The sequence below is a fragment of the Pseudomonas sp. GW821-FHT03C07 genome (assembly GCF_059420925.1).
On record NZ_JBWKUQ010000016.1, the window covers coordinates 87,265 to 106,882 of the forward strand.

At 62.8% G+C, this 19,618-nt stretch carries 12 protein-coding genes and 2 pseudogenes; 8 read left to right on the top strand and 6 right to left on the bottom strand.

The window, feature by feature from the left end:
- Positions 1-132 precede the first annotated feature (132 nt).
- Positions 133-1,758 carry an NADP-dependent glyceraldehyde-3-phosphate dehydrogenase gene (locus tag AC07VG_RS25360; protein ID WP_495022097.1) on the bottom strand — a complete coding sequence of 542 codons (1,626 nt, stop codon included), beginning with the start codon at positions 1,756-1,758 and terminating at the stop codon, positions 133-135.
- A gap of 177 nt (positions 1,759-1,935) precedes the next feature.
- On the opposite strand from AC07VG_RS25360, the gene AC07VG_RS25365 reads away from it, so the two are divergent.
- Positions 1,936-2,565: a LysE family translocator gene (locus AC07VG_RS25365; protein WP_495001863.1), complete on the top strand. Its 630-nt coding sequence runs from the start codon at positions 1,936-1,938 to the stop codon at positions 2,563-2,565.
- Between the two features lie 149 nt (positions 2,566-2,714).
- Here AC07VG_RS25365 and mrdA read toward each other — a convergent pair whose 3' ends face one another.
- Positions 2,715-4,607: a penicillin-binding protein 2 gene (mrdA, locus tag AC07VG_RS25370; RefSeq protein WP_495001864.1), complete on the bottom strand. Its 1,893-nt coding sequence runs from the start codon at positions 4,605-4,607 to the stop codon at positions 2,715-2,717.
- Between the two features lie 241 nt (positions 4,608-4,848).
- On the opposite strand from mrdA, the gene AC07VG_RS25375 reads away from it, so the two are divergent.
- The 4 genes and pseudogenes from AC07VG_RS25375 (at position 4,849) to AC07VG_RS25390 (ending at position 7,781) form a co-directional block, all read left to right on the top strand.
- Complete coding sequence (locus AC07VG_RS25375) at positions 4,849-5,973, top strand: MFS transporter (RefSeq protein ID WP_495022098.1); 1,125 nt, start codon at positions 4,849-4,851, stop codon at positions 5,971-5,973.
- A 165-nt stretch (positions 5,974-6,138) separates the two neighbouring features.
- A pseudogene (locus AC07VG_RS25380) lies at positions 6,139-6,228 on the top strand (gamma-glutamylcyclotransferase); the annotation flags it as partial.
- 94 nt (positions 6,229-6,322) lie between these two features.
- Positions 6,323-7,069 (top strand): SDR family oxidoreductase, encoded by a 747-nt coding sequence (locus AC07VG_RS25385; RefSeq protein ID WP_495001866.1) that lies wholly within the window; start codon positions 6,323-6,325, stop codon positions 7,067-7,069.
- A gap of 121 nt (positions 7,070-7,190) precedes the next feature.
- The gene (locus tag AC07VG_RS25390) at positions 7,191-7,781 is read left to right on the top strand and encodes a GNAT family N-acetyltransferase (protein ID WP_495001867.1); all 591 of its coding nucleotides are present in this window, start codon (positions 7,191-7,193) and stop codon (positions 7,779-7,781) included.
- Positions 7,782-7,902: 121 nt separating this feature from the next.
- Here the strand turns inward: AC07VG_RS25390 and mapR are convergent, their stop codons facing one another.
- The 4 genes and pseudogenes from mapR to AC07VG_RS25410 form a co-directional block, all read right to left on the bottom strand.
- Complete coding sequence (gene mapR / locus AC07VG_RS25395) at positions 7,903-9,321, bottom strand: GntR family transcriptional regulator MpaR (RefSeq protein WP_495001868.1); 1,419 nt, start codon at positions 9,319-9,321, stop codon at positions 7,903-7,905.
- A gap of 211 nt (positions 9,322-9,532) precedes the next feature.
- Positions 9,533-10,945, bottom strand: a complete 1,413-nt coding sequence (gene ccoG / locus AC07VG_RS25400) for a cytochrome c oxidase accessory protein CcoG (RefSeq protein ID WP_495022099.1) — start codon at positions 10,943-10,945, stop codon at positions 9,533-9,535.
- A gap of 206 nt (positions 10,946-11,151) precedes the next feature.
- Positions 11,152-11,390 (bottom strand): annotated as a pseudogene (locus tag AC07VG_RS25405) (DUF3203 family protein).
- Positions 11,391-11,461: 71 nt separating this feature from the next.
- Positions 11,462-11,620, bottom strand: a complete 159-nt coding sequence (locus tag AC07VG_RS25410; protein WP_495001870.1) for a hypothetical protein — start codon at positions 11,618-11,620, stop codon at positions 11,462-11,464.
- 251 nt (positions 11,621-11,871) lie between these two features.
- On the opposite strand from AC07VG_RS25410, the gene AC07VG_RS25415 reads away from it, so the two are divergent.
- The 3 genes from AC07VG_RS25415 (at position 11,872) to glgB (ending at position 19,576) form a co-directional block, all read left to right on the top strand.
- Positions 11,872-13,869, top strand: a complete 1,998-nt coding sequence (locus tag AC07VG_RS25415) for an alpha-1,4-glucan--maltose-1-phosphate maltosyltransferase (protein ID WP_495001871.1) — start codon at positions 11,872-11,874, stop codon at positions 13,867-13,869.
- Between the two features lie 146 nt (positions 13,870-14,015).
- Positions 14,016-17,348 (top strand): maltose alpha-D-glucosyltransferase, encoded by a 3,333-nt coding sequence (treS, locus tag AC07VG_RS25420; protein ID WP_495001872.1) that lies wholly within the window; start codon positions 14,016-14,018, stop codon positions 17,346-17,348.
- The gene (gene glgB, locus AC07VG_RS25425) at positions 17,348-19,576 is read left to right on the top strand and encodes a 1,4-alpha-glucan branching protein GlgB (protein ID WP_495001873.1); all 2,229 of its coding nucleotides are present in this window, start codon (positions 17,348-17,350) and stop codon (positions 19,574-19,576) included. The genes treS and glgB overlap by 1 nt, the downstream gene beginning before the upstream one ends.
- The last annotated feature ends 42 nt before the right edge of the window (positions 19,577-19,618 follow it).

Below are 19,618 nucleotides of genomic sequence, written 5' to 3' on the forward strand. Positions count from 1 at the left end.
CTACCCTGTAGGAGCCAGCTTGCTGGCGATGGTATCGATGCGGTGTCCTGTCAAACCGCGTCGTCTGGATCGCCAGCAAGCTGGCTCCTACAGGGGCAGCGTGGGTTTGCGAACCACACCGCTTGGGTGACCTCAGAAGATGTAGTCGGTGGTCAGGAACGTCGACTCGCGGTTATGGATGATATCGCTGATCAGCGCCTTGTTGCTGTCCTGGAACTTGGTCGCTACCAGGGTCCGGATCGAAAACACCCGCAAGGCATCGTGCACCGAGAGCGTGCCTTCGGCCGAATTCTTGCGCCCGTTGAACGGGTAGGTGTCCGGGCCGCGCTGGCACTGGGCATTGATATTGATCCGCCCGACCTGATTGGCGAAGGTGTCCACCAGTCGGCCGATCTGGGCCGGATCCGTGCCGAAAATACTCAATTGCTGGCCGAAGTCCGATTCCAGTACGTAATCGATCACGGTTTCCAGGTCGCGGTAAGGGACGATGGGCACCACCGGGCCGAACTGCTCCTCCTGGTACACGCGCATCCCGTCATTCACCGGGTAGAGCAGCGCCGGGTAGAAGAACGAAGCGCGGGTTTGGCCACCATTGGGGTTGACCACCTTGGCCCCCTTGGCCTGGGCATCGGCCACCAGGGCATTGAGATAGTCGATCTTGCTGGCTTCCGGCAAGGGCGTCAGCGACACGCCATTGTCCCAGGGCATGCCCGGCACCAGGCTTTGCACCTTGCGATTGAATTTCTCGATAAAACCCTCGACCACCGCTTCGTGCACGAACAGGATCTTCAGCGCGGTGCAGCGCTGGCCATTGAACGACAACGAGCCGGTGACGCATTCGTTGACCGCGTTGTCCAGGTCGACCTCGGGCAGCACGATGGCCGGATTCTTCGCGTCCAGGCCGAGGGCGGCGCGCAGGCGGTGGGGTTTGGGGTGGAGTTTCTTCAGGTCGCTGGCGGCCTTGTTGGTGCCGATAAAGGCGAAGATATCGATCTTGCCGCTGGCCATCAGCGCGCTCACGGTTTCCCGGCCGCTGCCATAGATCACGTTGATCACTCCGGCCGGGAAGCTGTCGCGGAAGGCTTCCAGCAGCGGACGGATCAGCAGCACGCCAAGCTTGGCTGGCTTGAACACCACGGTATTGCCCATGATCAGCGCCGGGATCAGGGTGGTGAAGGTTTCATTCAGTGGATAGTTGTAGGGGCCCATGCACAGCGCCACGCCCATGGGGACGCGGCGGATCTGGCCGAGGGTGTCCTGTTCCAGTTCGAAGCGACTGGAGCGGCGATCGAGTTCCTTCAAGGCATTGATGGTGTCGACGATGTAGTCGCAGGTACGGTCGAATTCCTTCTCGGAATCCTTGAGGTTCTTGCCGATCTCCCACATCAGCAGCTTGACCACCGCCTCGCGCTGCTCGCGCATGCGCCGCAGGAAGGCTTCGACATGCTGGATGCGCTCGGCCACGCGCATCGTCGGCCATTCGCCCTGGCCGCGGTCATAGGCGCGAACCGCGGCGTCGAGGGCGGTGAGGGCGGTCTCGGCATCCAGCAGCGGTGTGCTGCCGAGGATCACTTGCTCATCGCCGCTGGCAGTGGCGAGGTACACCGGGCTGCGGACCTGGGCAAGGGGGCCGGCCCAGGTCCGCAAGGCGCCGTCGACCAGGTATTCGCGTTGTTCCAGCGGGCCTTCGAATCGGTACTTTTCCGGGATGTCCGCGGCGGCGGGAAACAGTGAGTCGAGCAGCTTCTGGTCGGTCATGAGGCTATCACCCTGTCTGATGGAAAGGACGCTGAAACGCTTCAGTGCTTGGGCCTGTTTTATCACGAAACAGCTTAGCCGCGTCCAGCGCAAACGACAGGTTGGGGTACCGACGGTTGAAGCGCGGCGGTGCTGGCCGCAGAATGACGCCCATTTTTCATTTTCAAGGCGACTTTCATGACGCTGGCAACCTTGCTCCTGTTCCTGATCAGCTCGGCGGCGATCATTGCGATGCCCGGCCCGACGGTGCTGCTGGCGTTGCACAACGGTTCCAACCACGGCGTGCGTGCGGCGGCCTGGGGCATGGGCGGGGCGGTGTTGGCCGATGCGCTGCTGGTGACGGCGGTGGCCTGTGGCCTGGGGATTCTGCTGCAGGCCAGCGAGGCCCTGTTCCAGGCGGTGAAGTGGCTGGGGGCGGCGTATCTGGTCTGGCTCGGCTGGAAGATGCTGCGCTCGCCCGCGACCTTGGCCGAACTGCCGGTGCCGCAGGGTTCGAGCCGTTCCGTTGGTTTGTTCATGCGCTGTTTCGTGGTGGCGCTGACCAACCCCAAGGCGTTGTTGTTCATGTCAGCGTTTCTGCCGCAGTTTATCGACAGTGCGCAGCCGCAGTTGCCGCAATATGCGCTGCTGGCCATGGTGCTGACCTTGCTCAATGTCAGCATCATGTTGTTTTACGCACTGTGCGGCGCGCGCTTGTTGAGCCGCTTGCAGGGCGGCCAGCTGCGGGCATTCAACCGGGTGACCGGTGGTTTGCTGATGACCTTGGGCGCAGTGTTGGCGTTTTATCGGCGGGGTGCCGCGGCCTGACCCGTGGGGTTGTTCTTGAGGGCCTCTTCGCGGCGGTGCGGCGTCCCGACAAGCTCCGCTCCCACACTGTTCGAGTCGGACTCAAAGCATGCGTATGACACCGAACCTGTGGGAGCGGAGCTTGCCCGCGAAGAGGCCGGCAGCCTCAACTAAACCTTCGGATCCTCATGCGGCTTGAGCGGCCGCGCATATTCGGGCTTGAGCTTGCCATCCTTGTCCAGCAGCCAGGCATCGAGAATCTCCCGCACCACGGGACCGGCGACCCGACCACCGGCCTCACCGTTCTCGATCATCACCGAAATCACGATTTGCGGGTCTTCCGCCGGGGCAAAACCGACGAACAGGGCGTTATCTCGATTGCGCTCCGAAGTCTTCAAACGGTCATAACGCTCACCCTGCTTGATCGCCACCACCTGCGCCGTGCCGCTCTTACCGGCAATGCGATACTGCGCGCCGACCGCCGCCGCCCGGGCGATACCACGCGGATCGTGCATCACCAACTGCATGGCGTAGTTGACCTGCTCCCACTGCCTGGGGTCATGCAGCACGATATTGGGAATCGGATTCTCATCCACCGGCGCAACCTGGCCGATGGTCCGGGCCAGGTGCGGACGATTCCACACGCCCTTGTTGGCGATCAGGGTCGTGGCCTGGGCCAGTTGCAGCGGCGTGACCTGCATATAGCCCTGGCCGATGCCGAGGATCACCGTTTCGCCGGGGAACCAGGCCTGGCGCCGGGTCGTGCGTTTCCACTCGCGGGACGGCATCAGCCCCGGCGATTCCTCGAACATGTCCAGGGAGACCTTCTGCCCGACGCCGAACTTGTTCAGGTAATCGTGCAGGCGGTCGATGCCCAGCTTGCTCGCCAGGTCATAGAAGTAGGTGTCGTTGGAGCGCATGATCGCCGCGTTCAGGTCGACCCAACCGTCGCCGCTGTGGTTCCAGTTGCGGTATTTGTGGTCGACATTGGGCAACTGGAAGTAACCGGGGTCGAACACTCGGGTGGAGGGTGAGATCACGCCGCTGTCCAGGCCGGCGATGGCCACTTCCGGCTTGATGGTCGAACCCGGGGCGTAGAGCCCGCGCAGGGCACGGTTGAACAGCGGGCGGTCGAGGGAGTCGCGCAGGGCTGAATAATCCTTGGCGCGGATCCCGGTGACGAACAGGTTCGGATCGAAACTCGGCTTGCTGACCATTGCCAGCACTTCGCCGGTCTTCGGGTCGATGGCGACCACCGCGCCCCGCCGGTCGCCCAGGGCCTTCTCGGCGGCTTCCTGCAAATTGATATCCAGGCTCAGGACAATGTTCTTGCCGGGAATCGGATCGGTATGCTTGAGCACCCGCATCACCCGGCCCTGGGCGTTGGTCTCGACTTCCTCGTAGCCGACATGGCCGTGCAGCTCGTTTTCGTAGAAACGCTCGATGCCGGTCTTGCCGATGGACTGGGTGCCGCGGTATTCCACCGGGTCGAGTTGCTTGCTTTCCTTTTCGTTGATCCGGCCGACATAACCCACCGAATGGGCGAAATGGTCGCCCAGCGGGTAGTGCCGGACGAACTGCGGCTCGACCTCGACGCCCGGCAGCTTGAACTCGTTCACCGCCAGCAGGGCGATCTGTTGTTCGGTCAGTTCGTAGAGCAGGGTGACCGGCTCGAACGGGTGGCGCGACTGTTTGAGGATCTTGGTGAACATCGTCCGGTCTTCTTCCGGCAGATTGAGCACGCTCATCACCGTGTCCAGCACCTGGCCGACGTCACCGGCGCGCTCGCGGGTCAGGGTCATGTTGAAGCTGGGCTGGTTGTCGGCGAGGACCTGGCCGTTGCGGTCGAGAATGAAGCCGCGTTCCGGCGGGATCGGCAGGACGTGGACGCGGTTGTTTTCCGAGACGGTGGAGTTATAGGAAAACTCGGTGACCTGGAGGAAATACAGGCGGGCGACCAGGCTGCCGGCCAGCCCCAGGACCAGGATGCCGCACGCCAACAAGCGCTTGTTCACCAGGCGCTTTTCGTTCTCGTGATCCTTGATATGAATGGGATCGGTCATGAGGAACCTGTTTTGTGCAAAGAAAATTGAATATGAACGGAGCAGCTAAAAGGAAAAAGTATATAGGCGGCTATTTAAATCGGCGCACACGATACCAAGAAGCGCTCGCTTCCGGGGCTTATTTCGCAAGCAGGGTACCCAATGGTCGAACGGAGATCAGAGAGCAGAAAAATATTGTCATCGATTGTTTCAACCCGGCATGCTGGCAGGCTTCTTCCCCCCCTGCGGAGACCCGTCCCAGATGCCTGCCGTGGCTGCCCACCCGACCGACTCCGCCTCCCGCCGTTCCGCCACCGTCCTCGCCTTGTGCCTGCCCAGCGACGTGCTGCTTTACCTGTTGTTGCCCATGAACACCCAGGCCTTTGGCGTGACCTTGGCCCAGGCCGGGGTATTGCTGGCGGCCAACCGACTGGTGCGGATCTTCGGTTACAGCTATGTGCTGCGCTATTACGCCCGCCACGGCGATCGCTCGACCCTGATGCTGGCGGCCGGGGCCGCCGCGTTCTGCGCCCTGGGCAACTCGCTGATCTCCGGCTTTGGCTGGTTATTGCTGCTGCGCCTGGTCTGGGGCCTGTCGTTTGCCGCGATGAACCTGTCGACGCAGGTGCTGGCGACCCTGGAGCCGAGCGGTGCCGCGCGCCGGGCGGGGCGTTCGCGGGGAGTGATTGCCATCGGCCCGATGATCGCCTTGTCCGTGGGCGGCTGGTTGAGCCTGCACTTCGGGCCCCGGCTGATTTTCCTGCTGCTCTGCGGCACGGCGCTGATCGGGCTGTGGGTGGCGCGCGGGCTGCCGACGCTGGGGCATGAACTGGCAGCCCCTTCCGGGCGTCGCTTCAAACGGCCGGACAGTGTCGCAATGTGGTCCTTTGTCGAAGGCGTGGCGCTGGACGGGTTGTTTATCTTCGGTTTGTCGTTGCAGGCCTCCGCCGTATTGGGTGGCAATGCGGTGATCATCGCCGGGATATTGATGGCCCTGCGTTATGTCTCGGAAATGCTCCTCAGCCCCTTGGGCGGTCGGGCCGCCGACAGTTATGGCGTGGTGCGCATGTTGCTGTTGTTCTCGATCCTCAGCGGCCTGGCCCTGAGCGCCTTCGGCAGCCATTGGCTGATTCTTGGTGCCGGCGCGGTGCTGATTCTGCGGGCCTTGCAACTGCCGCTGGTGGTGACCCTGGTGGCCGAGCGCAATCCGGGGGCCGGACGGGTCCAGGCCCTGGCCTCGAATGCGGTGTGGCGCGATATCGGTGCCGGTGTCGGCCCGTTGCTGGCGGGAGTGTTACTGCCGCTGGCTTCGGCCAGTTGGGTGTATTCCCTGGCCGGTTTGGCAATTGCCCTGAGCGCGCTGGGTTGTGTGGTCTGGCGGCGCTAGGCGATTGGTACTGCCCAGATCGGTCGGAATGGACCTTTCCATGAGTCGGGCGTGACTTTCATGTCGCCAAGGAGCGGGCGATGCTGGGGGCAGGGCTGTCAGTCGCGCAGGTCCTGGGTGTTGATTTTCCGCATCGGGCGGCCAGGGGGGTGATCGGCTCGGCATTCGGCGGATGCCTATGAAGTCTCCGACTACAAGCGCGTCTCGGTCCGCCTGGCCTCCGGCTTGGATGCCTGGGTTTATGTAAGCGTTTAGTACAAAGCTTGCGACCTTCGGCGACTACACAAAAGCAGTCGTCGACGAGTATGCTTTTGCGACAAGGCTACAGGTTGAACGAGGGAGCGGAGTTATGGACAAAGTCATCGTCATCACCGGCGGCAGTCGTGGTATCGGCGCCGCCACCGCGGTACTCGCCGCGCAGCAGGGTTATCGCATTTGTATCAACTACCTGGCGGATGAGGAAGCGGCCCTGCGGGTGCTGGAGCAGGTGCGCGGGCTGGGTGCCGTGGCCATTGCCGTGCGCGCCGATGTCAGTATCGAGGATGAGGTGATCCGCCTGTTCAATCGGGTGGACGCCGAGCTGGGGCCGGTCACCGCCCTGGTCAACAATGCCGGGACCGTCGGACACAAGTCTCGGGTCGATGAAATGTCCGAATTCCGTATTCTGCAAACCCTGAAGGTCAACACCCTGGCGCCGATCCTCTGCGCCAAGCATGCGGTGCGGCGGATGTCACCGCGCCATGGTGGTCAGGGCGGTAATATCGTCAATGTGTCTTCGGCGGCGGCGCGTCTCGGCTCGCCCAACGAATACGTGGATTACGCCGCTTCCAAGGGCGCGCTGGACACCTTTACCCTCGGTTTGTCCAAGGAGCTGGCGGGCGAGGGCATTCGCGTCAATGCCGTGCGCCCGGGTTATATCTACACCGAGTTCCATGCCCTGAGCGGCGATGCCGACCGGGTCAGCAAACTGGAATCGGCCATTCCCATGGGCCGCGGCGGTCGCGCCGAAGAAGTGGCAGAGGCGATTGTCTGGCTGCTCTCGGACAAGGCTTCCTACGCCACCGGGACCTTTATCGATCTGGCGGGTGGCCGTTAAGTCGGTTTTTGCGCCGGTCATGTCGCTCGGGCACATCGACCCGTTGAGCGCACGCCTCACACTGTAACGCCGGCGCCAGGGCTTTGCCTGGCCGCCGACCGACCGTTACAGGGATCCCCGAATGACCGTTATCTTTCGTCCGGCGCTACGCTCGGATGCCCGCGAGATTGCCCGCCTGTTCCAGATTTCCTCGGAAGGGGCATCCGACTATATCTGGAGCCAGCTGGCTGAAGGCGCCGAATCCTTGCTGGATGTCGGTGAGCGGCGTTATGCCCGCGAGGGCGTGGATTTTTCTTATGAAAACTGCCTGATGGCCGAGGTGCAAGGCCAGGTTATCGGCATGTTGCACAGCTATCCGATGTTTGAAGACCCGGATGCGACGCCGAGCAGCGATCCGGTGCTGGCGCCGTATGCCGATCTGGAGATTCCCGACACCCTTTATATTTCCAGCCTGGCCCTGCATGAGGGCTGGCGCAACCAGGGCTTGGGCGCACGCTTTCTTGAATATGCTCGCCAACGCTGTCAGGCCCTTGAGCTCAAGGGCCTGAGCCTGATCGACTATGCAATGAATACAGGTGCCTGCCGCTTCTATCAGCGTCATGGCTTTACGATTGTCGGTGAATGTCAGATCGTGCCGCATCCAATGATTCGCGTGACCGGCGCGGCGTATCTGATGCACCGGCCCCTGAATACGACCACGGCTAACAGTTAAATGCGGTCCTTGAGGGAGCTGGCTTGCCGGCGATGGCGGTCACATGGTCGATGCAAGACTTGCGGGCCTCATCGCTGGCAAGCCAGCTCCTACAGGGGGCGGTGTTCTTGAGATTGTGTGGTCACTGCTCCAGCAATGACCGCACAATCCGTCCCAGGGTCTCCATCGCCTGCTCCGACACCTCGTTCCACGGGCTGCCGTAATTCAAACGGATGCAGTTGCGAAAACGTTGGGTCGGCGAAAAGATCGGTCCCGGGGCGATGCTGATGCCCTGGGCCAGGGCGATCTGGAACAGTTTCAGCGAATCCAGTTGTTCCGGCAGCTCCAGCCACAGGAAGTAACCGCCGCTCGGCTGGCTGACCCGCGTCTGCGCCGGGAAGTAACGGGCAATCGCCGCCAGCATGGCGCTCTGTTGTTCCTCCAGGGCATAACGCAGTTTGCGCAGGTGCCGGTCGTAGCCGCCGTTTTGCAGATAGTCGGCCAGGGCCGCCTGGGCCGGCATCGAGGCGCACAGCGAGGTCATCAGCTTGAGTCGCTCGACCTTCTGCGCGTAACGTCCCGCCGCTACCCAGCCGATGCGGTAACCCGGCGCCAGGCTCTTGGAGAAAGAGCCGCAATGCATCACCAGGCCCTCGGTGTCGAAGGCCTTGGCCGGTTTCGGCGCCTGTTGGCCGTAATAAAGCTCGGCGTAGACATCGTCTTCGATCAGTGGCACCTGATGCTGGCGCAACAGCTCCACCAGCGCCTGCTTTTTCGTCTCGGGCAGGGTCGCGCCGAGAGGGTTCTGGAAGCTGGTCATGCACCAGCAGGCCTTGATCGGATGGCGTTCCAGGGTCTGGGCGAGCACCCCGAGGTCGATGCCGTCGCGCGGATGCACTGGAATCTCCACCGCCTTGAGCTTGAGCCGTTCCAGCACTTGCAGGCAGGCATAGAAGGCCGGGGCCTCAATGGCCACCAGGTCGCCGGGCTCGGTGACGGCCTGCAGGCACAGGTTCAGCGCCTCCAGGGCGCCGTTGGTGATCAGCAGTTCCTCCATGGGCAGCATCAGCCCGCCGACCATGTAGCGCAGGACGATCTGCCGCCGCAGTTGCGGGTTACCCGGCGACAGGTCGGTGACCACCATGCGCGGGTCCATCTCGCGGCTGGAACTGGCCAGGGAGCGGGACAGGCGTTGCAGGGGAAACAGCGTCGGGCTCGGGAAGGCCGAGCCGAAGGGCACGGTGGCGGGGTCCTTGATGGAGTCCAGCACCGAGAACACCAGTTCGCTGACATCCACTTCGGTGGACTCGCTGACCTGGCTGCTGATCGCCGGCTCCGAGAACGGGCTGGGGGTGTGGGCGTTGACGAAGTAGCCGGAGCGCGGCCGGGCGCGGATCAGACCGCGGCGCTCCAGCAGGTAGTAGGCTTGGAACACGGTCGACGGGCTGACCCCGTAGGTCTGGCTGGCATAGCGCACCGATGGTACACGCTGGCCGGGGCCGAGGACGCCGGTGCGGATCAGCTCAGCGATGTCGTCGGCGAATTTTTCGTAGCGTTTCATGGCAACTCGATTGGTTTGGCGGGTGGGTCCTGATATCCGTCGATCAAGGTGGAACGCAGTTCCTGTGGGAGCCGGCTTGCCGGCGATGAGGCCAGTAAGTCCTGCATCGCCTGATCGGGTGCTATCGCCAGCAAGCCGGCTCCTACCGTTTTGCGGCGCTTTCAATACGGGCTGATCGGCGCCAGGGCCACCCCTTGGGGATTCTAAGGCATCAACGGTTCAGCGGGGCGACAAAGCGGCTCTTCGCCACGCTGTAGACCTCGGGTTGGTCGCTGTCGAGCACTTTGAAGCTCACCTCCTGCGAGCTGCTTTTCGGCCTGTCGCCGAGCATCGCCACCGACACCGGCAGGTCGACGATTTCACCCGCCGCCAGGTTCAGTTCGGTCTTGCCCTGCAACTGGAAGCCATCGCTGTCCTGCAGTTCCAGGCGATAGCGCTGGGGCTGTTGGGTCTTGTTGATGATCTTGAGGCTGTAGATGTTCTCGATCTGGCCCTGGCTGTTTTCCCGGAACAAGCCACGGTCCTTGCTCACGTCCAGCGAGACCATGGGCCGTTCCACCAGGGCTGCGGCCAACGCGCCGATCATGATCAGCAGCACGGCGCTGTAGCCGATCAGGCGCGGGCGCAGCAGATGGGTCTTGCCACCTTGCAACTGATGTTCGGAGGTATAGCTCACCAGTCCACGGGCGTAGCCCATCTTGTCCATGATCGAATCGCAGGCGTCGATGCAGGCCGCGCAACCGATGCATTCCATCTGCAGGCCGTCGCGGATGTCGATGCCGGTGGGGCAGACCTGCACGCACATCTGGCAGTCGATGCAATCCCCCAGGCCGACACTGGCCGGCGCTACCTCGCGTTTGCGCGGGCCACGGTTTTCACCCCGGGCGGGGTCGTAGGAAATGGTCAGGGTGTCCTTGTCGAACATGACGCTCTGGAACCGCGCATAGGGACACATGTGCATGCACACCGCTTCGCGCAGCCAACCGGCGTTGATATAAGTGGCTGCGGTGAAAAACAGCACCCAGAACAGGCTGACACCGCCGATCTGCAGCGTTATCAGCTCCTGGGCCAGCGGTCGGATCGGTGTGAAGTAACCGACGAAGGTCAGCCCGGTCAGCAGGCTGATCCCCAGCCACAAGCTGTGCTTGGCGGCGCGCCGGGCCAGCTTGTTCAGGCCCCAGGGCGCGGCTTGCAGCTTGATGCGTTGGTTACGCTCGCCCTCGGTGACTTTCTCGCACCACATGAACAGCCAGGTCCATGAGCTTTGCGGGCAGGTGTAACCGCACCAGACCCGACCGGCGAACACGGTGATGGCGAACAGGCCGAAGGCACAGATGATCAGCAGGGCCGAGAGCAGGATAAAGTCCTGGGGCCAGAAGGTCGCACCGAAGATATGGAAGCGGCTTTCGGCCAGATCCCAGAGCACCGCCTGGCGGCCGCCCCAGTTCAGCCACACCGTGCCGAAGAACAACAGGAACAGAAACCCGCCGCCACCCAGCCGCAGGTTACGGAACAGCCCGCTGAAGCTGCGGGTGTGGATCAGTTGGTCGGTGGACCTGGCCTTCAGCCTCGCACGTGCAGGCTCGAAGGTTTCAACACTCTGGACGGGGATTCTCTCGCTCATGGTCTGTCGCTCGTCAGCCTCCATCAGGCCTGGGCACTATGCCGAGCGAACTGTTTGCATAACAGACTCAGGTATTTGAATAAAAAGCGGATCAGATGGTCGACCTCGGTAGCCTGCGACAGCTTGTCCCAGCCTGTGCCGCTCGCTGCGGTCGTGCCCTGTGGCGCCAGACGCAAAGGCCGGGCGGCGCTGCTGACACAGGTCAATCAAATCACCGAATCACCGTCACTCACCTTTACATGGTGGCGGCTGTCGATGGCGCTGGCGACGGTCAGGGCGTCGGCCTCGGCTTCGGTCACCCGATAAACCGGTCGTCCAGTTCGGCGCGGGACATGCTTTTGCCGTCGTCGGTATTGATTCGCACGGCACTGGTCGGGCCATGCAGACGGATATCGCCTTGCTCCAGGGCACAGGTCTGGGTCGAGGGTTGGATATGCACAGGCATGGTGCTCGCCTTGTGTTCTGCCGATAGCGCGGCTGAAGCGCCATTCCCGTCTATGCTTCAGGCGCGCTGCGTCAGGCGATCACCGGTGGCATGCTGGTTGGCGGATCGGTCCTGGGCGGTGGTGTGCTGTCCGGCGGCTCCTGCGTCGGTATCGGCTGCGGCTCCGTCGGTGGCAGGGTCGGTTGGTCGATATTGGGATCTGGCGTTTCTGCCGGAATCGGAATATTCATGAAGCTGGCCTCCTTTATGCGTGCTGCAGGTGTGGCGCCCTTTTTGGGATCCGGACACCCCGTAAAGCGGTGGACCCTGCCCGGGTGTTTTTGACTCCCGCGTTATGACAAGTGGCGTTTCCCGACAAATCGGTCTGAACTTTTGTTCCGGTAGCGGGCTCCGAATTGAAGCGACCTTTTTCAGGATGAAGCCGGTGGCCATGCCGATCACGCAGAGTGGAGCGTCCATGGGGCGTAAGGAGTGATGCTCGATGACAGCCGATAAACCGTTGGACGAGGAAGGCACTGAAGTCCTGCCCTTGTCCCAGGCCTTGCTGCTGCCGCGCATCGCCATTGAAGACGTGACGCCGACCATTGATGGCGGGCAGTTCGCGGTCAAGGCGGTGGCGGGGCAGGAGTTGGTGGTAAGCGCCAAGGTGTTCGCCGACGGCCACGACAAGCTGGCGGTGCTGCTGGCCTGGAAAAACCTCGGCGAGGCCGACTGGCAGCGCACGGCCATGACCGATAAAGGCAACAACGCCTGGCGGGGCCGCTTGCGGGTCGGCGACCAGGGGCGCTATGTCTATCGGATCGAAGCCTGGATCGATCAGTTCGCCAGCTTCTGCTACGAACTGGAGAAGAAGTTCGTCGCCGGTGTGCCCATCGATCTTGAATTGCAGGAGGGACGGGCGCAGGTGCTGCACGCCATCGAGCGTAGTCATGACGAGGTGGCGATGGGCCTGACGGCCTTGCACGAGGAGTTGCTGCACCTGTCGAACGATGGTCAGGTCGAGCGCTTTCTCAAGCCCGCCACGGCGGTGCTGATGCGCAAGGCCGACCACCATGCCTACCTGAGTCGTAGCTACGACTACCCGCTGGACGTGGAGCGCAGCCTGGCGCAGTTCGCCAGCTGGTACGAGCTGTTTCCGCGTTCGGTCACCGACCGGGCGGCCCGTCACGGCACCTTCAACGATGTGCACAGTCGCTTGCCGATGATCCGTGACATGGGCTTCGACGTGCTGTACTTCCCGCCGATCCATCCTATCGGTCGCAGTTACCGCAAAGGCCCGAACAATGCCCTGATTGCCGGCCCCGACGACCCGGGCAGTCCCTATGCCATTGGCAGCGAGGAGGGCGGGCACGAGGCGATTCACGCGCAACTGGGCAGCCGCGAGGATTTTCGCCGGTTGGTCAGTGCAGCGGCCGAGCATGGCTTGGAAATCGCCCTGGATTTCGCCATCCAGTGCTCCCAGGACCACCCCTGGTTGCAGCAGCATCCCGGCTGGTTCAACTGGCGGCCGGACGGCAGCATCAAATACGCGGAGAACCCGCCGAAAAAATACCAGGACATCGTCAACGTCGATTTCTATGCCGCCGAGGCGATTCCCAGCCTCTGGGTCGAGCTGCGGGATATCGTGCTGGGCTGGGTTGCGGAGGGGGTGAAGATCTTCCGTGTCGACAACCCCCACACCAAGCCGCTGCCGTTCTGGCAATGGCTGATTGCCGACGTGCGCGGCGTCCACCCCGAGGTGATGTTTCTCGCCGAGGCGTTCACCACGCCGGCGATGATGGCGCGCCTGGGCAAGGTCGGTTATTCCCAGAGCTACACCTATTTCACCTGGCGCAACAGCAAGGCCGAGCTGGCGACCTATTTCACCGAGCTGAACCAGTCGCCCTGGCGTGAGTGCTACCGGCCGAATTTCTTCGTCAATACACCGGATATCAACCCGGCCTTTCTCCACCATTCCGGGCGCGCCGGGTTTCTTATCCGCGCGGCACTGGCAACTATGGGCTCGGGGCTCTGGGGCATGTACTCGGGCTTCGAGCTGTGCGAGTCGGCGGCGTTGCCGGGCAAGGAGGAATACCTGGATTCGGAGAAATACGAGATCCGTCCTCGGGACTTCAATGCGCCGGGCAACATCATCGCCGAGATCGCCCAGCTCAATCGTATCCGTCGCCAGCACCCAGCCTTGCAGACGCACCTGGGGTTGCAGGTCTACAACGCCTGGAACGACAACATCCTGTATTTCGGCAAGCGCACGGCGGACCTGCGCAGCTTCATTCTGGTGGCCGTCAGCCTTGATCCGCATAACGCCCAGGAAGCGCACTTCGAATTGCCCTTGTGGGAATTCGGCCTGACGGATGACGCCGCCACCCGTGGCGAGGATTTGATGAACGGCCACACCTGGACCTGGTACGGCAAGACCCAGTGGATGCGCATCGAGCCGTGGCACCAGCCGTTTGGCATCTGGCGCATTCAACCGCTTTGACAGGCAGGGCTCGGTTCTGTGGGAGCGGTGCTTGCCCGCGAAGAGGCCCTTAAGACCGCCGGAAGCTTCGCGGGCAAGCACCGCTGCCACAAGTTCCCGCAGTAAAGCTGTTGCCTGCAGTCCGACTGATTCGACAGGAGTTATTCATGGCGAAGAAAACCCGCCCAGCCAGCTTTATCGACGACCCGCTTTGGTACAAGGACGCGGTGATCTACCAGGTTCACGTCAAATCCTTCTTCGACTCGAACAACGACGGCATCGGTGATTTCCCCGGCTTGATCGCCAAGCTCGACTACATCGCCGACCTCGGCGTGAACACCATCTGGCTGTTGCCGTTCTACCCCTCGCCACGCCGCGACGATGGCTACGACATCGCCGAATACCGTGGCGTGCACAGTGACTACGGGACCATGGCCGATGCCAAACGCTTTATCGCCGAAGCCCACAAGCGTGGCCTGCGGGTCATCGCCGAGCTGGTGATCAACCACACCTCCGACCAGCACCCCTGGTTCCAGCGCGCGCGCCTGGCCAAGCCCGGCTCCAGCGCCCGCAAGTTCTACGTCTGGTCCGACACCGATGACAAATACACCGATACCCGGATCATCTTCCTCGACACCGAGAAGTCCAACTGGACCTGGGACCCGCTGGCCGGTCAGTATTTCTGGCACCGCTTCTACTCCCACCAGCCGGATCTGAACTTCGACCACCCGCCGGTGCTGCAAGCGGTACTGGCGGTGATGCGCTACTGGCTCGACCTGGGCATCGACGGCCTGCGGCTGGATGCCATTCCCTACCTGATCGAGCGTGACGGCACCAACAACGAGAACCTGCCCGAAACCCACCAGGTGCTCAAGAAAATCCGCGCTGAAATCGATGCGCATTATCCCGACCGCATGCTGCTGGCCGAGGCCAATCAATGGCCGGAAGACACCCAGCTGTATTTTGGCGAGCCGAAGGGCGACGGTGGCGACGAATGCCATATGGCCTTTCACTTCCCGCTGATGCCGCGCATGTACATGGCGTTGGCCCAGGAGGATCGCTTCCCGATCACCGACATCCTGCGCCAGACCCCGGAAATTCCCGCCAATTGCCAATGGGCGATCTTCCTGCGCAACCACGATGAGCTGACCCTGGAAATGGTCACCGACCGTGAGCGCGACTATCTCTGGAACTACTACGCCGCCGACCGCCGGGCACGAATCAACCTTGGCATCCGCCGGCGCCTGGCGCCGCTGATGGAGCGTGACCGCCGGCGCATCGAACTGCTCAACAGCCTGCTGCTGTCGATGCCGGGCACGCCAACCCTGTATTACGGCGATGAAATCGGCATGGGCGACAATATCTACCTGGGCGACCGCGATGGCGTGCGCACGCCGATGCAGTGGTCCATCGACCGCAACGGTGGCTTCTCCCGCGCCGACCCGGCCAGCCTGGTATTGCCGCCGATCATGGACCCGCTCTACGGCTATCAGACGGTGAACGTCGAGTCCCAGGCCGGCGATCCCCATTCGTTGCTGAACTGGACCCGCCGCCTGCTGGCGGTGCGCAAGCAACAGAAAGCCTTCGGCCGTGGCAGCCTGAAAATGCTCTCGCCGAACAACCGCCGCATCCTTGCCTATATCCGCGAATACACCGGGCACGACGGCAAGAATGAGCTCATCCTCTGCGTCGCCAACGTGTCCCGCACCGCCCAGGCGGCGGAGCTCGAGCTGTCCGCGTTCGCCGGCCGGGTGCCGGTGGAGATGCTCGGTGGCAATGCATTCCCGCCCATCGGCCAGCTCAACTTCCTGCTGACCCTGGCACCCTATGGTTTCTACTGGTTCCTGCTGGCCACTGAAACGCAAATGCCCAGCTGGCACGTGGAGCCGGTGCAGAGCCTGCCGGACTTCACCACGCTGGTGCTGAAGAAACGCATGGAAGAACTGCTCGAAAGCCCTTCGCGCACGGCCCTGGAGCAGACCATCCTCCCGGAATGGCTGCCCAAGCGGCGCTGGTTCGCCGGCAAGGATACGGCGCTCGAACAGGTGCGCCTGGTCTATGGCGTGCGCTTCGGCGATCCGCAGCACCCGGTGCTGCTGGGTGAAGTGGAAGTCACGGCGGGCGGCCAAAGCAGCCGTTACCAGTTGCCATTCGGGTTTCTGGCCGAGGAGCAGACCAGCGCCGCATTGCCGCAACAGTTGGCCATGGCCCGGGTCCGCCGTGGTCGGCAAGTCGGCTTGATCACCGATGCGTTCAGCCTTGAACCGTTTATTCGCGCGGTGATCGATGGCATGCGCGGCGACACGGTATTGGTCGGTGGCGACGGCACGCTGCATTTCCAGGCCACGCCCGAACTCAAGGCCTTGGAGCTGCCCGCCGACATGACGGTGCGTTACCTGTCTGCCGAGCAGTCCAACAGTTCGGTGGTGGTGGCCGAACGAATCATGCTCAAGCTGATCCGCAAGGTCGGTGCCGGTGTACACCCGGAGCTGGAAATGAGCGCCTACCTCACCGCCGCCGGTTTCCGGCATATTTCACCGTTGCTCGGTTCGTTGGTACGCCGCGATGCCGAGGGCGAAGACAGCCTGCTGATGATTGCCCAGGGGCTGCTCAACAACCAGGGCGATGCCTGGAGCTGGACCCAGAACAACCTGGAGCGGGCGATCCGCGATGAATTGGCCGATGCCGTTTCGGAACACGAGCAGCATTACAACGCCCTCGGTGAACTGGCGGATTTCGCTGCCTTGCTCGGTCAGCGCCTGGGTGAAATGCACCTTGTGCTCGCGGCGCCTACCAACGATCCGGCCTTCAGTGCGCAAGTGAGCACGGACAAGGATGTCCAGCGCTGGAGCAAAACGATCAGCCAGCAGATGGCGCGCGCCTTGCAGTTGCTCAAGCAGCATCAGCAGGCGTTGCCGGCGGACGAGCAGGCACTTGTGGATCGTCTGTTGCTGCAGAAAAAAGCTATTCTCGGCGATATCCAGAAGCTCGCCGGTCAACTGGTGGGCGGCCTGCGCCTGCGGGTCCACGGCGACTTGCACCTGGGCCAGGTGTTGGTGGTGCAGGGCGATGCTTACCTGATCGACTTCGAAGGCGAGCCCGCCCGCTCGTTGCAGGAACGGCGCGGCAAGCACAGCCCCTACAAGGATGTCAGCGGGGTGCTGCGTTCGTTCGATTACGCCGCGGCCATGGCCTGCAACAGCGCCAGCCACCTCGATCCGTCCAGCGCCGGGCCGGCCAGCCGGCGTGTCACCCAGCGTTACCTGAAAGAAGCGCGCAAGGTCTTTATTCAGGCATATCGGCGAGCGACGGCTAGTCTTGTTCAAGCGTGGCAGCATCCGGCCGGCGAAGAAGCGGCCCTGACCCTGTTCAGCTTGGAGAAAGCCGCGTATGAGATTGTCTATGAGGCGGAAAATCGCCCGACCTGGCTCGGCGTGCCATTGCACGGTTTGAGTGGGTTGTTGAGTGAGATGAAAACCTTGTCCGGTGGAGAGCAGTGATGAGTTTGAGCAAGGAACAAGGTCAATCCGTGAACCGTGCATTGCCCGCGAAGAAGGATATCGAGGCCCTGGTACGGGCCGAACACCAGGACCCGTTCGCCATTCTCGGGCCCCATGACGACGGTGCCGGGGGCCAGTATATCCGTGCCTTTCTGCCCGGCGCCCTGGGCGTCCAGGCCTTGGCCCGCGACAGCGAGGAGGTCCTGGGCAGCCTCGACAGCACCGAGGTGCCGGGATTGTTTGTCGGTCATGTCGCCCAGCAGCAGCCCTATCTGTTGCGTATCCAATGGGCCGCGGGGGAGCAGATCTGCGAGGATCCCTACAGTTTCGGGCCGTTGCTGGGGGAGATGGATCTCTACCTGTTCGCCGAAGGCAACCATCGCGACCTGAGCGGCTGTCTCGGTGCCCAGGTGACCCAGGTCGAGGGGGTCGACGGTGTGCGTTTCGCGGTCTGGGCGCCGAATGCCCGGCGGGTCTCGGTGGTCGGCGACTTCAATATCTGGGACGGGCGCCGGCACCCGATGCGCCTGCGCCACCCCAGCGGGGTCTGGGAAATCTTTGTGCCGCGCCTGCGTCCGGGCGAGGCCTACAAGTACGAGATTCTCGGCAAGGACGCGATCCTGCCGCTCAAGGCCGACCCCGTGGCCCTGGCCTCCCAGTTGCCGCCTGACACCGCTTCACGTGTCGCCGCGCCCCTGCGCATCGACTGGCGGGACCAGGCCTGGATGGCATCGCGCGGCGCCCGGCATCGGCACGATGCGCCGCTGTCGATCTATGAACTGCATGCCGGCTCCTGGCAGTGCGAGATCGATGAAATCGGCGAAGTGTCCCGCCAGTACACCTGGGGCGAACTGGCCGAACGGCTGATTCCCTATGTCCAGCAACTGGGCTTCACCCATATCGAACTGATGCCGATCATGGAGCATCCGTTTGGCGGTTCCTGGGGTTATCAGCCGCTGTCGCAGTTCGCGCCGAGTGCGCGTTATGGCAGCCCGGATGACTTCGCCGCCTTTGTCGATGCCTGCCACCGGGCTGAAATCGGTGTGATCCTTGACTGGGTGCCAGCGCATTTTCCCACGGATACCCACGGCCTGGCGCAGTTCGACGGCACCGCCTTGTATGAGTACGGCAACCCGCTGGAAGGTTTTCACCAGGACTGGGACACCCTGATCTACAACCTCGGGCGCACCGAGGTGCACGGCTTCATGCTGGCCTCGGCCCTGCACTGGCTCAAGCATTTCCATGTCGACGGCCTGCGGGTGGACGCGGTGGCGTCGATGCTCTACCGCGACTATTCGCGCAAGGCTGGCGAGTGGGTACCGAACCGCCACGGTGGCCGGGAAAACATCGAGGCTATCGAGTTCCTGCGTCATCTCAACGACGTGGTGGCCCTGGAAGCCCCCGGCGCCCTGGTGATCGCCGAGGAGTCCACGGCCTGGCCCGGTGTCAGCCAAGGCACCCAGCAGGGCGGGCTGGGTTTCGCCTACAAATGGAACATGGGCTGGATGCACGATTCGCTGCACTACATCCAGCAGGACCCGGTGTACCGCGCCCATCATCACAATGAGCTGAGTTTCGGCTTGGTGTATGCCTGGTCCGAGCGCTTTATCCTGCCGATTTCCCATGACGAAGTGGTGCACGGCAAGCATTCGCTGATCGACAAGATGCCCGGCGACCGCTGGCAGAAGTTCGCCAATCTGCGGGCCTACCTGAGTTTTATGTGGGCGCACCCGGGCAAGAAACTGCTGTTCATGGGCTGTGAGTTCGGCCAGTGGCGCGAGTGGAATCACGATCAGCAACTGGATTGGTACCTGCTGCAATACTCCGAGCACCTTGGGGTGCAGAAGCTGGTGGGTGACCTGAACCGCCTGTATCGCCAGGAGCCGGCGCTGTACGACCAGGACGATGTGCCCCAGGGCTTCCAGTGGTTGATCGGCGACGATGCGACCAACAGCGTCTACGCCTGGTTGCGCTGGAGCCGGGAAGGCCGACCGCTGCTGGTGGTCGCCAACTTCACGCCGGTGCCGCGTGAGGCCTATCGGATCGGCGTACCCTTTGCCGGGCAATGGAAGGAGGTGATCAACAGCGATGCGGCGATGTATGCCGGCTCCAACTATGGCAATGGCGGCGGGGTTTCCTCCGAGGACCACGCCAGCCATGGCCAGGCCTCGTCGCTGGTGCTGAACCTGCCGCCACTGGCGGTGTTGATGTTGCGACCGGAGGGCTAGCCTGTAGGCACCGGGCTTGTCGGATCGCCGCACCGCCGCGAA

Coding starts and splice junctions, on each gene's coding strand:
- AC07VG_RS25390 (WP_495001867.1), top strand. CDS start 7,191: ATGACCGTTATCTTTCGTCCGGCGCTACGCTCGGATGCCCGCGAGATT.
- AC07VG_RS25365 (WP_495001863.1), top strand. CDS start 1,936: ATGACGCTGGCAACCTTGCTCCTGTTCCTGATCAGCTCGGCGGCGATC.
- AC07VG_RS25375 (WP_495022098.1), top strand. CDS start 4,849: ATGCCTGCCGTGGCTGCCCACCCGACCGACTCCGCCTCCCGCCGTTCC.
- AC07VG_RS25415 (WP_495001871.1), top strand. CDS start 11,872: ATGACAGCCGATAAACCGTTGGACGAGGAAGGCACTGAAGTCCTGCCC.
- glgB (WP_495001873.1), top strand. CDS start 17,348: ATGAGTTTGAGCAAGGAACAAGGTCAATCCGTGAACCGTGCATTGCCC.
- treS (WP_495001872.1), top strand. CDS start 14,016: ATGGCGAAGAAAACCCGCCCAGCCAGCTTTATCGACGACCCGCTTTGG.
- AC07VG_RS25410 (WP_495001870.1), bottom strand. CDS start 11,620: ATGAATATTCCGATTCCGGCAGAAACGCCAGATCCCAATATCGACCAA.
- mrdA (WP_495001864.1), bottom strand. CDS start 4,607: ATGACCGATCCCATTCATATCAAGGATCACGAGAACGAAAAGCGCCTG.
- AC07VG_RS25360 (WP_495022097.1), bottom strand. CDS start 1,758: ATGACCGACCAGAAGCTGCTCGACTCACTGTTTCCCGCCGCCGCGGAC.
- ccoG (WP_495022099.1), bottom strand. CDS start 10,945: ATGAGCGAGAGAATCCCCGTCCAGAGTGTTGAAACCTTCGAGCCTGCA.
- AC07VG_RS25385 (WP_495001866.1), top strand. CDS start 6,323: ATGGACAAAGTCATCGTCATCACCGGCGGCAGTCGTGGTATCGGCGCC.
- mapR (WP_495001868.1), bottom strand. CDS start 9,321: ATGAAACGCTACGAAAAATTCGCCGACGACATCGCTGAGCTGATCCGC.